Source organism: Sphingobacterium puteale (assembly GCF_003627955.1).
Taxonomy (GTDB): domain Bacteria; phylum Bacteroidota; class Bacteroidia; order Sphingobacteriales; family Sphingobacteriaceae; genus Sphingobacterium; species Sphingobacterium puteale.
Genome location: NZ_RBWS01000027.1, coordinates 1 through 15795 on the forward strand (window position 1 = coordinate 1; position 15795 = coordinate 15795).

The window sequence follows — 15795 nt, forward strand, 5'->3', positions numbered from 1 at the left end:
TTGGCCGCTAACCTTATTATTCGGGGGAATACACGAAGATAATAAAACCCCAACTATTTATTTATCAAATAGTTGGGGTTTTTCTGAATATCCCTAATAAAGAAGCCTGTCCAAAAGACAGGCTTCTTTATGGTATCGTTTATAGCTAACTAGCGTACTGTGCTACCTACTTTGACTGCAGTATCCGGTTTGACAAAATCCAGCCGGCCATCAGCATCTTCAGCCATCAGGATCATTCCTTGAGAGGTAATTCCTTTGATTTCACGAGGCTCCAGATTCACCAAAATAGAAACTTGGCGTCCGACGATTTCTTCTGGGCTGAAGAATTCCGCAATACCAGATACGACAGTGCGTTTGTCAATACCCGTATCTATCGTTAGTTTTAGTAATTTCTTTGTTTTCGCAACTTTCTCAGCCGCTAAAATTGTTCCCACACGGATATCCATTTTCACAAAATCGTCAAAACTGATATTTTCTTTTGCAGGGGCGACTTTTGCATTGTCCGCGAGATTTTTCAGTCTCGCTTCCGCAAGTTTGTTTAATTGGAACTCAACTTGTTCGTCAGTAATTTTGTCAAACAATAACTGTACTTCACCCAGTTGATGGCCGTTCTCAATTAGTCCTTCGTTGCCCGCATCACTCCAGTTCCCTTGTGGGAAATTGAGCATTTCAAATAATTTGATTGCTGTTTTTGGTAAAAATGGTTGTGCCAACACGGCAAGGTTAGCTACAATCTGAGATGCTACATTTAGGATCGTTTTTACGCGTTCCTCGTCCGTTTTGATTACTTTCCAAGGCTCTTCATCAGCTAAATACTTGTTTCCAAGGCGTGCAACATTCATAAACTCCGCAAGAGCTTCACGGAAACGGAATTGCTCCAGTGATGATTTGATAGACGCTGGATAGGATTTTAACTCATCCAATACCGCTTGATCCACTGCTGTCAACGGAGAGCCATTTAATACTTTGCCATCGAAATATTTATGGGAAAGTACCATCACACGATTGACAAAGTTCCCGAAGATTGCTACTAGCTCGTTGTTGATCCGTGACTGGAAGTCCTTCCAGGTAAATTCAGCATCCGAGGTCTCCGGTAATATAGAGGTCAATACATAACGTAATTCATCCTGTTTGTTTGGGAATTCCTCTAGATACTCATGTAACCAAACAGCATGGTTTCTGGATGTCGATAACTTATCGCCTTCCAAATTAAGGAATTCATTTGCAGGTATATTTTCTGGTAGGATATAGTCTCCATGAGCATGAAGAATCGCCGGGAATATGATACAATGGAATACAATATTATCTTTTCCGATAAAATGGATCAATGTGGCATCATCCGCTGGATTTTCATGGGTTTTCCAATAGTCTTCCCAATTTTTTCCGTGGTCAATTGCCCATTGTTTCGTCGCAGAAATATAACCTATTGGCGCATCCAGCCATACGTATAGTTTTTTCCCTTGTGCTTCTTCCAGGGGTACATCCACTCCCCAGTCCAGATCTCTGGTCATGGAGCGAGGCTGCAGACCGGATTTTAGCCAAGATTGGCATTGGCCAAAAACATTGGATTTAAGAATATTTTTCTTGCCTTCGATTAACCATTTTTCAAGCCAGGGCTGATATTTATCCAATGGCAGATACCAATGTTTCGTCTCTTTCAATACCGGTGTTTTCCCGCTCAGTGTAGAAATGGGGTTAATCAGGTCTGTTGGACTAAGTGAGGTGCCGCATTTTTCACATTGGTCGCCATAAGCACCTTCGGATTTACAGTTTGGACAGGTTCCTATGATATAACGGTCTGCCAAAAACTGATGGTATTCCTCATCATAGTATTGCTCCGAAAATTTCTCGACAAATTCACCTTTGTTGTATAAATTCAGGAAAAAATCCTGTGACAATTGATGGTGGATCGGCTCGGAAGTACGGTGGTAGATATCGAAAGAAATGCCAAACTCTTCAAAGCTCTCTTTGATCTGTTTGTTGTATTTGTCTATGATCTGCTGTGGCGTAATGCCCTCTTTTTTTGCGCGGATGGTAATGGCTGCGCCATGCTCGTCCGATCCACATACATAGACTACATCCTTTTGATTTAAACGCAGATAGCGAACAAATATATCACCGGGAATATAAGCACCGGCAAGGTGTCCGATATGTAAAGGACCATTGGCATAGGGTAATGCCGAAGTAATTGTATAACGTTTTTTATCTAGAATACTCAATGCTTGAAAGTATATTAAAGTTTTTACTTATTTTCTTCACAAAGATAATTCAATTTACGGTATAAAACTAAGATAAATTTGTGTTAATTTGGCGCTCAGAGAGCTTTATGGACGACCAAAATTTATCGTTTTCTCCTCATCCATTGAAAATTTTTAATAGGGGAAACCATCATGGGCAAGAGCAAAATAATTTGAGTTAAAATGAAGTACCTTGGCTTATGATAACCTCATAGCCATAAAGAATCAAATCATTCATGAAACATAATAAATATGTCTAAAATACCTGATTTTCTTAAAGAAGGCGACAAAGTTGCGATCGTTTGTCCGGCCAGTTTCATTCGCGGCACGATTGATATTGGTATTGAAACATTGAAGAGCTGGGGACTGGAGGTTCTGGTGGGGGAGACGGTAGGGACATCCTACCACCAATTTGCCGGCAATGATCAGCTGCGCGCCGCAGATCTGCAATGGGCCTTGGATGATCCATCCATTAAAGCTGTGTTTGCGGCCCGGGGAGGCTACGGGTGTGTCCGTATTGTGGATGAGATTGATTTTTCGGGGTTTGAGCAGCATCCCAAGTGGTTGGTCGGCTTTAGCGATATCACTGTGCTGCACAGTCATATTCAGCGTAACCATAAAATTGCAACCATCCATGGGCAGATGCCCAAGTCTTTTGAATCGGGAACAAAAGCTTCACTTGAGACGCTGAAAAATGCGCTTTTTGGGGAATCCATGGACTTTGCCTACGAACAGTTTGTATTTCCCAATCGTCCAGGAGAGGCCGAAGGGAAGCTGATTGGTGGAAATCTGGCTATTCTATTATCTGTCTTAGCTTCGGATTCCGATGTTAAGTATGCCAATAAAATTCTCTTTATTGAAGATGTGGGCGAGGCCTACTATTCCGTGGACCGGATGCTCTGGGCGTTGAAGCGCGCGGGTAAATTTAAAAAACTGAAAGGCCTTATCGTCGGTGGTTTTTCGTCGATGAAAGACAATGACCCCGCATTTGGACAGACTGTAGAGGAAATTATCTGGGACAAAGTTAAAGAATACGACTTTCCGGTTGCCTTTGGTTATCCCGCGGGGCATATTGATGATAACCGTGCGCTGGTATTGGGCCGAAAAGTAAGATTAATAACGAGTGCCAATAAAACGGAACTTATATACATATAGTCTTTCCACTATCCTGAATGGACAGGAATAACCATCATTGCGGCCTGGCTTTTCCAGGCCATTTTTTGTGCAATACTGGTGTTGAAAATCCGGCTGAGTAATCCCTTGTCGCGATGGAAAGTGACCATCATATCGATATGATTCTCATTGATGTATTGATTAATGCCAACGGCAATATCCGATTGCAGGATATAGCTGTAGATCGGATGGTAGGAAGCCAGCAGATCGGTCATAATATTAATCTCTGTACTTAGCGCTTTACTCGCAGGATCTTCTTTGGTCACATGGACCACATACACTTCGCTTTTGCGGAGTACTTCCGCCGCATTGACCAGCAGGCGGTCCAGTTTGATTTTCACCTCTTTGAGATTCGTTGCGATCAGCATTTTTTTGGGAATCCTAAATTCCGCTTTGGCCGGTACAACTAATAGCGGGGTATGACAGTTTTCGATCAATTTTAAGGTATTGCTTCCCAGAAGCAGTTTTTTGAAACCACTTTTACCAGCCGTTCCCACCACCACAAGATCAATATCTTCTTCGGCGCAGGTGCGGTTGACACCATAGCTTAACTCATACTCTTCAAGGACCACTTTCCATGCGATCCCCTGTGGAAATAGTTGCATCAGATCCTCCTGCCACACGTTGAGATCCTTTTGTTTTTCTTCCAGAATATCCGAATTACTGATAACGACAGGCTCTGTTCCGACTGTAGGGACAACCTCATAGGTATGGTAAAGCACAACCTTTTCTATTCCCCAAAGCGGAGCCAACTTTGCTGCATATTGGGCGGCAGCATAAGCATTATCAGAGAAATCCGTTAACAAGAGAAGATTCTTCATTTTATTTTATAATCGGGTCTATGTCCATTAAATTACATATTTAGTAGCATAAATGCAATATTTTTCTGTTCAGATCAGTTTATTTTGTGAAATTTCTTAATCTATATCAAGGGAAGATATACCATACTGGTTTAATTTTGTGGTATCAAAAGGAGAATTTGAACACCGATCAATGAAAAATTTTGGTTATTTTAGGAAAGTCTATCAGTCATTAACATTTTAATTATAATTTTTATTTATGGCAATTTGGAATTCACTGGGTAAATATAGAGATACAGGCTTATTGGTTCTTCGTATCGGATTAGGCGTCATGATGATTATGCATGGTTTGCCTAAGCTGCAGGGAGGACCTGAACTTTGGGCCGGTGTCGGTAAAGCAATGGGCAATATGGGTATTAATTTTATGCCGGCATTTTGGGGTTTTATGGCTGCAGCAGCAGAAACCGTTGGTGGTCTTTTTCTACTTTTAGGGTTATTCTTTAGGCCCTCAGCGCTGTTGCTTGCCTTTACGATGGTGGTTGCCGGATTGATGCACCTGTCCAAAGGTGACGGTATCTCTGGTGCATCCCATGCTATCGAACTGTTTTTCGTGTTTCTCGGACTTGTATTTATCGGACCCGGGAAACATTCCGTGGACAAGAAATAGCAGGATTAGGCGGAAAACCACCGTCCTTCCAGTCGTTCGTGATATTGACATGCACACAAAAGGGGTGGGGAGCATCAAATTTGATGCTCCCCACCCCTTTTGTGGTAGTGCTTAATTAGGACTTGTCCATTGGGATAACCAATAAGTTAGCCGCGCCGTTCCAGGCCATCTTTTTGGATATACTCGTTTTAAATAAACTTGCCAATAAACCTTGTTTCTTATGAAAGGACAGGATGAGGTCAATATGCTTCTCTTTCGCATATTCCGCTATTCCCATCGTAATATCGTCGTGACTGATGTAGTCATAGATGGGTTTATACTTGTCCAGCCGTTCATGTAAATGTTTTAATTCCTGTGCCAGATCTGCGGCCGAACTCTCCCGCTTCGCAACATTCAGTACGTATAACTGTGCGGAAAAAGCATCAAGGACCTGATCCAGATTAAACAGACTTAATTTCCGGTCCACTTCTTTCAGGTCGGTGGTTGCCAGTACATGTTTTGGAACTGCCGGATCGACCTTATGGGAGACAATCAGCATTGGCTTATTGCAGATATCCATTAAGGTAATGGCGTTGCTGCCCACCAATATTTTTGCAAATCCAGTCTGTCCGGTGATTCCGAGTGCCACCAGATCGATGAACTCGGATTTACAGATGTCATTCACTCCTATCGGCAGGTCGACGTCTTCCATCCTATGAGATAAGGCCACTTGTGGTGGAAAGAGTGGTTTGATTAGTTCCAGCCAGGCATTTAATTCGTTCTCTTTGGCCTCTTTTACTTCGTCATTGACCACAACAATAGGTTCGTTGTTTACAATTGTTACGCTGTTGTACGTATGGTAAACAATCACTTGTTCAGTTTTCCAAGCCGTTGTACAAAGGGCTACCTGTTTTGCAGCTAGAAGTGCATTTTCTGAAAAGTCGGTTAAAAGCAGGATGCGTTTCATGCTCATGTCTTTTTAATTGTTAAATTTGGTTTCTTCCGAATCGCTGGTACAGTACATGTTGTTGCAGGGTCATTACCCTTAGCGTCTATTTGTACTTCCGTTTTTGATATAACAACTAATCTTACGATAAGTTACAAACAAAAGGCAAAATTGCGATTTAAGGTTATACTATATAGAATAAAAAGGGACATAGCCTATCGCTCAAAACAAAGAGTATCTGGCTTAAAGTCCCTTTTCCAATCACTAGGACGAATAATTATTCACCTATTGCGTAATATTTAAATCCGATATCTTCTAATTCTTTACGATTCAAGAGTTTGCGCCCATCGAATACGAAAGCAGGTTTTTTCATTTTTTCCTTTATCTTTTGCCAATCATAGGTCTTGAATACATCCCATTCTGTGAGTATTGCAATGGCGTGGGCGTCATCGCAGGCATCATACGGCGTATTAACGATTTTGACTAATCGTCTATTTTCATCTGATGAACGTGAGTTTAAATCGTCAAGGTCTGCATAAATTCGCTCGGCACTGACCTTTGGGTCGTATACGGTAATTTCGGCCTGCTCGTTGAGTAGGTAGTCTGCAACATAAATAGCGGCAGATTCACGTGTGTCGTTGGTATCTTTTTTAAAGGCCCATCCTAAAAAAGCAATTTTTTTACCAGAAACCGTATTATACAATGTTTGAATAATATGGTCTGCGAAGCGATGCTTTTGATAGTCGTTCATGTGGATTACCTGGTCCCAATAATCGGCTACTTCAGTTAGGCCGTAGCTTCTAGCTATATAAACCAGATTGAGAATGTCCTTTTGAAAACAAGATCCACCGAAGCCCACCGATGCTTTAAGAAATTTTGAGCCAATACGCGTGTCCATACCAATCGCTTTAGCTACTTCATCCACGTTAGCCCCAGTCTTTTCACATAATGCTGAAATGGCATTTATTGAAGACACTCGTTGCGCTAAAAATGCATTAGCTGTTAATTTAGAAAGTTCAGAAGACCATAGGTTTGTGGTTAATATTTTGCTCCGTTCTACCCAGTTTGCATAAATATCGACAAGTGCGGCAATGGCGTTTTCATTTTCACCTCCAATTAGGACTCGGTCCGGATTGATCAGATCTGTAATAGCAGTACCTTCTGCCAGAAATTCTGGATTTGATAAAATATGAAAATCGACTCCATTTCCAGTGTTATCAAGAATACTTTTTAGAGCTGCTGCTGTACGGACGGGAAGAGTGGATTTTTCAACAACTATTTTGTTGTTTTTGGCCACTGCAGCGATTTGGCGGGCGCACAATTCGATATACTTTAGATCTGCAGCAAGGCCCTTTCCTTTTCCGTAGTTCTTTGTTGGCGTATTAACCGAAATAAAAATCATATCTGCTTCGTCAATAGCTCTGTCGATATCTGTTGAGAAAAACAAATTTCGGTTACGTGCCTCTTCGACAATTTCACTTAGTCCAGGTTCATACACAGGAAGGTTTTCTAAGTTTTTATCATTCCAGGCATTAATGCGGGCGGCATTTACGTCCACAATTGTCACGTCGATATGGGGACATTGTTTGGCAATTACAGACATGGTCGGGCCTCCCACATAGCCAGCTCCAATGCAGCAGATTTTCTTGATCGTTTTGCTCATTTTGCTTATCTAAATTATAATATAACAATAAATGTAAAGTGTTCACAACAGTTTTAGTGTTTAAATGTTGAGTAATTTGATCTAAAAAAATTAAATCTTGCAAGCAAGTGTGGTCTTGTGGTTGTAGGTCCGGCGATTTTTATGTAAAACAGCGCTTTTCAAAAGACGACCTTAAGATATAAAAAAAAAGTTAAAAGCTGCAGCTTTTAACTTTTTTTTTAACTTGAAGAAAGGTTTTTCTTTTTTTGGATACTTCTCCTTGATCACTTCTTATTTTTTGCCAGCAAAATTGATGATGTAATCCGTCATTACTTTTGCACTTTCATCTTTTACAAAGTCAAGATCCATTTTCGGTTGCGGTTTGCCCTCTTCCCATGCTGGTTTGCCCTGTAATTTCAATAAAGCATTGATACGGTCTCTATTTTTCTTGAGGTTGTCATCTTTTTCTTTTTTGAATTTATTCAGTTCCAGCGAAATTTTCACGTCCTCATCTTTTTGAGCCTCTTCAATATCCTCTTTCAGGTACTTGTATTCAAGTGAATTTTTGATACGTGCCTCATGCAGGGTTTCGAGCTGTTTGTCCACACCGGTCATATCAGCGACTTTTTTGAAGTTGCTGGACTGGATCTGATCCCACGGAAGCGCAGATTTTTCTGAACTTTCACCAAATTTCTCTGCGGAGAATTGGGATGGAAATGTAATGTCGGGTGTTACCCCTTTATGTTGCGTGCTGCTGCCATTGACGCGGTAGAATTTACCCAGTGTAATGTTGATCTGTCCATATTGCGGCGCACCTTCGGGGGTATCAGGATCTTTCTCACCAGAAGCTTTCAGCAATAGGCGGCTTGTCGGACTAATGACACGAGACATGTCTATAGCTGATTGAACGGTTCCCTTACCATAACTTTGTGAACCAAGGATGACCCCTCTGCCATAATCCTGAATCGCACCGGCGAAGATTTCAGAAGCTGAGGCTGAGAAGCGGTTGATCATCACACCTAGTGGACCGTCCCAGGTCACACCGGCATTTTTGTCTTCTTCGACGTCAATATTATTTTTGGTATCTCGTACCTGTACCACAGGTCCTTTGTCAATAAACAATCCTGTCAGATCAATGGCTTCCGGAAGTGACCCCCCACCATTGAAACGTAAATCAATAAGTACAGCATCAACTTTTGCCTGTTTCAGGCTGTCTAAGATCAATCTTACATCCCGTGTTGTACTTTTATAGTTTGGATCACGTCTTCTGTAAGCCTCAAAATCCATGTAGAATTTAGGGATATTGATCACCCCGACTTTATACATTTTTCCATCAGCACCTTTGATGTTCATAATCTCTTTCTTCGCAGATTCTTCCTCGACAACGATTTTCTCGCGGACCAAAGAAACTATGCGCGGATGTGAGTTCATCGGTTGGCCTGCTGGAATGATCTTCAGGCGTACGATCGTTCCCTTAGGTCCTTTTATTTTGGCGACCGCTGCATCCAGTCTCCAGCCGATGATATCCTCAAATTCGCCATCTTTACCTTGCGCGACAGCGATGATCTTGTCATTCACCTGAATGGTTTTATCCTTAAAGATCGGGCCACCGGGAATGATTTCGTTGATGCTCACCGCCTCGTTGTCAATCATCAGTCTTGCACCAATGCCTTCAAAAGTATTTGCCATGCCTTCATTGAAAGCCTGTGCATAGGATGGGTTGAAATACGATGTATGCGGATCCACGGCATCCGTAAGCGCCTGCATAATAATCTGGAAGGCATCATTGGAATTGTATTTTTTTGTCTGCGAAATTAAATTCACATAACGTTTCTTCAATGTTTCCACCTGTTTGGTTTTGGCACTGTCCGTAGATTTTCCACTCGCTGTTTCCAGGTTCAATAAGTCATACTTTACCCGTTTACGCCATTGGTCGTTCGCCTCGGCATCCGTTTTGAACCAGCCTAATTTTTCCCGGTTGGGTTGATAGAATTCATCTTTGGTGAAGTCATGTGTTTTGTCTATTTCAGAAAGTGCATATTGCATTCTTTCTAAATATCTTTTTTTGTAGACATTGAAGATATGGAAAGCAGCAGAAAGATCGCCATCTTTCATATCTTGGGCAAGATTACTCTTGTAAGCCTGAAATTCATCGATATCCGACTGGAGCAAATAATTTTTGCTTTGGTCTAACCCTTTGATTAGATTATCGTAGATAATTCCAGATATCGAATCATTCATTTTGACCTTCTTGTAGCTCGCATTTTCCAATAATCCAATCACTTCTTTCGCGATGATCTGATGCTGGGTACTCGGCTTGAGGCCGCCATCATCTGGAAGTGCCACCCGTGGTTTTGATCCACAAGAGACAATAGATACCACAAAAAGTGCAAATATGAGTTTCCTAAACATATTTTCGACAGTTTTAATAATCATTTTATAAAAAAATTTCAGCTCCTATTGATGAGCGTGCTAAATTTAGTGAAATTCATAGCACATTATCATAGATTCTAAAAATTTATTTGATTTATCCTTTAATATTTACAAAAAGCTTAAAATACAATTTATTTCTTACTTTTTATTCCTACGGTTGCTATGATCTGATCATAGCCGACTAATTGTACAATTCATTTTTCAGCTGGGTATAGGCTTTGTAAGTTTGGTCTGCTGATGGATAATCCTCCAGAGCCAGGTATACTTCGCCCAATTTGTCCAATATTGCCAATGACAGCTGTTTGTTATTCTCATTGGAGGCCAGTTCAGCGGCCTGAATAAATTCTTTGATGGCGACCTTGTAATTACCATCCTTTTGCTTGGAGGCCGCAAGTAAATATTCGATCTCAGCAAGTTCGCCGCTCAGTTTTTTTGCATTGGCCAGATCGCGGGCCTGCAGCAAAAACCACTGTGCCTGTGTGTATTTATTTTGTTTAAAGTAAATCTCCGCAAGCATTTCCCAAGCGAATATTTTGCCTTCATAGGCTTTTGATTTATTGAATAGGGGGATGGCACTTCGGATAATGTTGTTTTCAGCGGCTTTAAAGTTTCCTTGCCCTGCACGTGCCATGGCAATTAATAACCATGCGTTGGCCTGTTCGAGATAGCTTTTGCTGACCGTTGCATGGCTATGGTATTTTTGGGCACTTTCTTCCGCTTTGACAAAGTCCCCATGGTACAATTGAAAATTACTCAGATTCAGATTGATTGTGGCAATGTCGTCTTTATTGTCGGTACGATTGGCCAATAAAAGAGCATCATAAAGGAATTTTGAGGCATTGCTGCTGTCGTTATTTTTAATGGCAAATAGCGCGGCCTCATTTGCCAGGGCGTAACCTGCAATCCAGTTTTCGGATTTCTTTTGGTTCTCGATGATATTATTCCATGCTGTGGCATCGACAGGAACGGGGTTCATCAGATATTGAAAATGCCCCATGTTATTGGTGCTTTTCAATTGCAGTAACAGGCGCTGGAAGAGCAGCTGTCTGGCAATTTCCTTGCTAAAGCCCTTTTTATCACTATAATTATCTTTAATAATTTCGTTTTCAGTCTTTGGAGGAGGTAGGAAATATACCTCCGGGCCTACCCCCCTAAATGAAGTGTCATATTTTTTTATCGCCCCTGTATAATCCTTTGGAGCTTGCTGTGCCGCCACCTTACCGCTCATTCCAAGGGTCAGGATTAGGGCAGTCAGCAGTCGGGTCCAGTATTTTGTCATCCTTATAAATGATTACGTCGTCATAAACGTGTATTACAAACTTAGATAAATTGCATACTAAAAGCAATTTGTCGTTTTATCTTCAATAAGCTCGCAAGCTCAGTTCTGCTTCCACTAGCATTCTAAATACAATAGAGCAAACTTTATCGCTCTCTGCTTAGCCGCAAAGAACTTATATTAGAGCAAATATGAAGAAAAATTGTGTGAAAAAATGTTAAAGTGTCTTTTGCTTATGGAGTAGTTCGAGCCGAGTATTGCCATTTTGGTGGTACAAGCTTGCGACCTACCGACTATTTTCTTTTTTAATTACAAGTCCGCTGCCCGGGTATACATCATTAGTCTAAGCTAAAATATTTAGTTATTTTGCGGTTTAATTTTTAAATTTGCGTTATGGCAACACGTATCCCGCTTGCAGAAAGACTGCGTCCACATCAATTGAATGATTATGTGGGACAGCAGCACATTGTCGGCCCTGATGCAGTCCTGTATCATGCGATTCAACAAAAAAATATTCCTTCGATGATCCTATGGGGTCCACCGGGGGTTGGAAAAACAAGTCTGGCGCTGTTGATTGCGAAAGAGCTGGACCGCCCCTTCTTTTCGTTGAGTGCCATACAGGCAGGTGTGAAAGATATCCGTGAGGTCATTGACAAAGCCGAGCGGCTGATGAATTTCAATCAGGATCAGCCCATTCTATTTATTGATGAGATCCACCGTTTTTCCAAATCCCAGCAGGATTCCTTACTGGGCGCTGTCGAAAGGGGCTTGGTTACACTGATCGGTGCCACCACCGAAAACCCCTCATTTGAGGTGATATCAGCATTGCTTTCCCGTTGTCAGGTTTATGTGCTCGAGCATTTGTCGGAAGAGGATCTTATTGGTCTTGTGCAGAAGGCATTGCACGAGGACGAATATCTCCAAAAGCATGAAATTGTTGTCGAGGAATATGAGGCGCTATTGCGCTTGTCCGGCGGTGACGCCCGTAAACTATTGAATGTGCTCGAGCTTGTGGTCAATGCCGCGGTTCTCCATAAGGAACCGATTACGAATGCTTTTGTCCTGCGGCAAGTGCAGCAGAACATGGCGATATATGACAAGGCGGGCGAACAACATTACGATATTATTTCGGCTTTTATTAAGTCTATTCGTGGGTCCGACCCAAACGCTGCCGTGTACTGGCTGGCACGCATGATCGAGGGGGGAGAAGACCCTTCATTTATCGCCCGTAGATTACTGATTTTAGCATCCGAGGATATTGGCAACTCCAATCCCAATGCGCTCTTGTTGGCCAATAATTGTTTTCAGGCAGTGAATGTAATCGGCTGGCCTGAATCGCGTATTATTCTGTCGCAAACCGTTATTTACCTGGCCACTTCAGTTAAGAGCAATGCCTCCTATGAAGCGATCAATAAGGCCCAGGCCCTGGTGAAGCAAACCGGCGATTTGTCTGTGCCCCTTCATATTCGGAATGCACCCACCAAGCTGATGAAAGACCTTAATTATGGTGCTGAATATAAATATGCGCATGCCTATCCCGGAAATTTTGTGGTACAGGAATTTCTGCCCAAGGAAGTCAGTGGCGTAAAATTATATGAACCCGGACAAAATCCGCAGGAAGAGAAGATCCGTCAGAGTCTACGCGACAAGTGGAAAGAGAAATATAAGTATTAGTACTAAAACCTAGCGAAAAGCTACTCGTTTATTATCGGATATTCTGCTATCTGAGATGGCATGGCTAATAAAAGCAAGAGCGGACTTTTCAAGCCGCCCATTGCAAATATGAACAACGAAAATTTATACTTCTGTCGATGGATTGCTTTTTAAGGCAAAAGCTCTTTTGGGTGGCAAATTTTTTTTTATGTCATTATTCGGTCCATTGGAAGTCGCTTGTTTTACGTTGCCACCTTCTTTTTTTGCCGCTTGAAGCATTTTTTTGAAGATCAATAATCCGATGATTCCCAGTGAGAGCCAGAGTAAGTCCACTAATAAAATGTCGTTTGCTCCCGAACGATAAGTTACCCAGATCCAACTTCCGGTTTTTATGCCATTGACAATCGGTACCGCTAATGACAACACTGAGCCTAGTAGTAGAGTCTCTTGATTGGTTTTTCCGATATTTCGACGAATAATGTAAAAAACACCCAAAGCCAGCCAGCTGTAAAAATAAACATGGAATATAAAGGACTGATCCACTTTTGACGCCAGTTTAACCGCGATAAAGGATGCTGCCGTGACCGGAAACATCGTGAGGCAAGCAGCCATAAATACATTGGCAGCCCAAAAGTTGAAGATACGCTTGTGTTTCGGGATATTATTTTTATCACGTGCGACCAACCAGATCAAAATACCTGAAATAATCACAAAACAGCCCATAATACCCAGGACAAAGTAGATGATTTTGATCGGATACCCACCAAAATCAGCAAGGTGCAGACGATAAATAAATCCTTTGACATAATCCAGGTAGGTACCATTTTCGGCTGCAGATTTTTCGAAAAGTATTTTATTGTCCGCTACACGATAGACCATCCTGCCCGAACCGGCAAAATTTTTGTCGATATCAGCATCGTACAAAGCGACCACATGCATGCTTTTGTCGCCGTAATTTTTGATAAAGATGCGGTTCATATGGCTATTGGGCCATTTGCTTTCCAGTTTATCCAAAAAATCCCCCATCTTAAAGGTTGTGGAGAGCGGCTCGTACAGATAGGTGTATTTAGTATTATCGTTATAGCCAAGCGCGGCATATACTTCATCCTCCTTGCCATCATACAGATATTTGCTGAATGGAATAATAAGGACTGAATTCACGATGAGGACGATACCTGTCAGCGCATACATAAACTGGTATGGGAATCCGATTACACCGAGTGCTGTATGCATATCGGTCCAGACGGTCTTCCACTTGTTTCCCGGCCTGAATACAAAAAAGTTCGATTTGATTTTGTCCCAATGGAGCATTAGACCAGATATCAGGGCAAATAGAAAGATAAAAGAAACCAGGCCCGCCAGGGTATAGCCAAAAGGTCTTCCGATATTGATCCCGATCTGGTTGAGCGGAGCAAGGAAATGGAGCCTGTACAAAAATTCACCCATGGTGTAACCATCACTATAGTCCGACGGTTTTTTTGTTGCCAGGTCATAGGTAAAATACATGGAATCCTCAGCTCTACGTCGGCCACGGCCCCGTTTTTTCTTTTTTTCATCTTTGGCATTTGCGTCTTTTACCGCTGTACCTTTATTAGTCGCTGCGAGCCGTTTCTTTTCGGCCAATTCTTTTTGCGCAGCGATCGCTTTTGCTTTATTCGCAACGATTGTATCCTGTGAGGCTCCGATATTGACATAGCTAGCGTGACCATTATGCTGCATATAAAATGCGATATCCCTTCCTTTCAGTTCTTTGATTTGACCAATAGAATCCAGGAGGTGGTCAAAAACCAGATTTCGGTAGGTTCCTCCTTTGTCCGAGTCATTTTTTTGCCAGGCGTTGATCTCATTTTTGAAAAACGAAAAAGATCCCGCAAAAAAGATCACATACAAGATCGCACAGATGATTATCCCTGAGATGGTATGCGTATTGAAGTAGATATTATAACGTCTTAAATTCATAGGTCAGGAGATTATAGGTAAAGAAAGATACCATAGAAAAGAGCAATCAGAAGCAGATAGATACCCCAGATTAGCCAGCCGTTTTTTGAAAGAAAGGCGACAAGTAATAAGATTGCCCAGACGATAAAACCCGTCACATAAGTCGTGATCAATATATCCGTTTTATCAAACATTTTGGTCAGGCAAAGGTGCAGATAGAGCATCACAAAATAACCACCGAAGAATCCCGCGGTCAGTTTGAGGAACCGCTGAAAAGGATGGCTTAAATATTTTTTATTCGCTGGCATGGTTTAGAAGATGATTATTTCAAAAAAGAGAGCAATTAGAAAAACAACAGTAATTTGTTTCCACTGGAAATAGCGGTAAGGCCATAAAAGCACGATAAGGCTAAAAAATCCCATCACATAAGCGCCAAAGGCAAGTGTTCCTGAGAGGAAACCCTGTAGGTACATGGTTATCGTCCAGGAAAGGCCGAGCAGAACGATAGCCAGTATCTTCGCGCGGATCTTATCACTCACCAGGGGGAGTATGAGCGCTGGCGCATGCTTGATCTTCACTTTTTCTGATGAACTATACCAGAAAAAACTACCAGCAAAAATGAGCAGGAGTAATATAGTATACATGTGTTAGATAATTGTTAGATCTAGAATAAACCTTTATATTTATTTAGATTGATTTTAAACAATGCAAAGATATTAATAATATCTTTTTTTGCAAGCATGCCTTCCCATTTTGCTTGATTTTATTCCACGATGCCCTTTTTGTCCCGGCATTCAAAACTAATTCCTGCACAAAAGAACCTCGAACGCCGCTTGGAAAACTTTGCTATACATCGAATAAACTATGAACATCATCATTACCAGGCCTATTACTTGAGTTGTTCAGCAGACTTGGTCCAGCGAGCCTTAGAGGCGAAATGTTATAAAATGTTAAATTATTATTTGTAATTAATCTAAATAAAATTATATTTGTCCCGCTTTGAAAAACGTATTGCCTTGAACAGTGGAAGGCAATACGATCATGCGGTAAA

At 41.6% G+C, this 15795-nt stretch carries 12 protein-coding genes; 3 read left to right on the forward strand and 9 right to left on the reverse strand.

Features of this window, described 5'->3' with window-relative positions; translation table 11 throughout:
- Window positions 1-149 precede the first annotated feature (149 nt).
- Entirely contained in the window at window positions 150-2219 is a 2070-nt protein-coding gene (metG, locus tag D7322_RS25810) for a methionine--tRNA ligase (RefSeq protein ID WP_121127073.1), read from the reverse strand.
- A 270-nt stretch (window positions 2220-2489) separates the two neighbouring features.
- Between metG and D7322_RS25815 the strand changes: the two genes are divergently transcribed.
- Window positions 2490-3392, forward strand: a complete 903-nt coding sequence (locus tag D7322_RS25815; protein ID WP_121127074.1) for a S66 peptidase family protein — start codon at window positions 2490-2492, stop codon at window positions 3390-3392.
- 8 nt (window positions 3393-3400) lie between these two features.
- On the opposite strand, the gene D7322_RS25820 is transcribed toward D7322_RS25815, so the two are convergent.
- Window positions 3401-4231, reverse strand: coding sequence for a universal stress protein (locus tag D7322_RS25820; RefSeq protein WP_121127075.1), 831 nt, complete (start codon window positions 4229-4231; stop codon window positions 3401-3403).
- Between the two features lie 238 nt (window positions 4232-4469).
- Here D7322_RS25820 and D7322_RS25825 point away from each other — a divergent pair, with 238 nt between their 5' ends.
- A complete protein-coding gene (locus D7322_RS25825; protein ID WP_121127076.1) occupies window positions 4470-4877 on the forward strand; it encodes a DoxX family protein in 408 nt (135 codons plus the stop codon).
- Between the two features lie 115 nt (window positions 4878-4992).
- On the opposite strand, the gene D7322_RS25830 is transcribed toward D7322_RS25825, so the two are convergent.
- The 4 genes from D7322_RS25830 to D7322_RS25845 all read right to left on the reverse strand — a co-directional run bounded on the left by D7322_RS25830 (window position 4993) and on the right by D7322_RS25845 (window position 11156).
- On the reverse strand, window positions 4993-5823 hold the full coding sequence (locus D7322_RS25830; RefSeq protein ID WP_183078853.1) for a universal stress protein: 831 nt from the start codon (window positions 5821-5823) through the stop codon (window positions 4993-4995).
- A 256-nt stretch (window positions 5824-6079) separates the two neighbouring features.
- Entirely contained in the window at window positions 6080-7465 is a 1386-nt protein-coding gene (locus tag D7322_RS25835) for a nucleotide sugar dehydrogenase (RefSeq protein ID WP_121127078.1), read from the reverse strand.
- A 270-nt stretch (window positions 7466-7735) separates the two neighbouring features.
- On the reverse strand, window positions 7736-9856 hold the full coding sequence (locus D7322_RS25840) for a carboxy terminal-processing peptidase (protein ID WP_121127150.1): 2121 nt from the start codon (window positions 9854-9856) through the stop codon (window positions 7736-7738).
- 202 nt (window positions 9857-10058) lie between these two features.
- The gene (locus tag D7322_RS25845) at window positions 10059-11156 is read right to left on the reverse strand and encodes a tetratricopeptide repeat protein (protein ID WP_121127079.1); all 1098 of its coding nucleotides are present in this window, start codon (window positions 11154-11156) and stop codon (window positions 10059-10061) included.
- 390 nt (window positions 11157-11546) lie between these two features.
- Between D7322_RS25845 and D7322_RS25850 the strand changes: the two genes are divergently transcribed.
- Window positions 11547-12827 carry a replication-associated recombination protein A gene (locus tag D7322_RS25850; protein ID WP_121127080.1) on the forward strand — a complete coding sequence of 427 codons (1281 nt, stop codon included), beginning with the start codon at window positions 11547-11549 and terminating at the stop codon, window positions 12825-12827.
- A 123-nt stretch (window positions 12828-12950) separates the two neighbouring features.
- Here the strand turns inward: D7322_RS25850 and D7322_RS25855 are convergent, their stop codons facing one another.
- From D7322_RS25855 to D7322_RS25865, 3 genes are read right to left on the reverse strand one after another with little or no spacing between them, the layout of a single operon-like run.
- Entirely contained in the window at window positions 12951-14765 is a 1815-nt protein-coding gene (locus D7322_RS25855; RefSeq protein WP_121127081.1) for a PepSY-associated TM helix domain-containing protein, read from the reverse strand.
- Window positions 14766-14776: 11 nt separating this feature from the next.
- Complete coding sequence (locus D7322_RS25860) at window positions 14777-15052, reverse strand: hypothetical protein (RefSeq protein ID WP_121127082.1); 276 nt, start codon at window positions 15050-15052, stop codon at window positions 14777-14779.
- A 3-nt stretch (window positions 15053-15055) separates the two neighbouring features.
- Window positions 15056-15388: a hypothetical protein gene (locus D7322_RS25865; protein ID WP_121127083.1), complete on the reverse strand. Its 333-nt coding sequence runs from the start codon at window positions 15386-15388 to the stop codon at window positions 15056-15058.
- Between the last annotated feature and the right edge of the window lie 407 nt (window positions 15389-15795).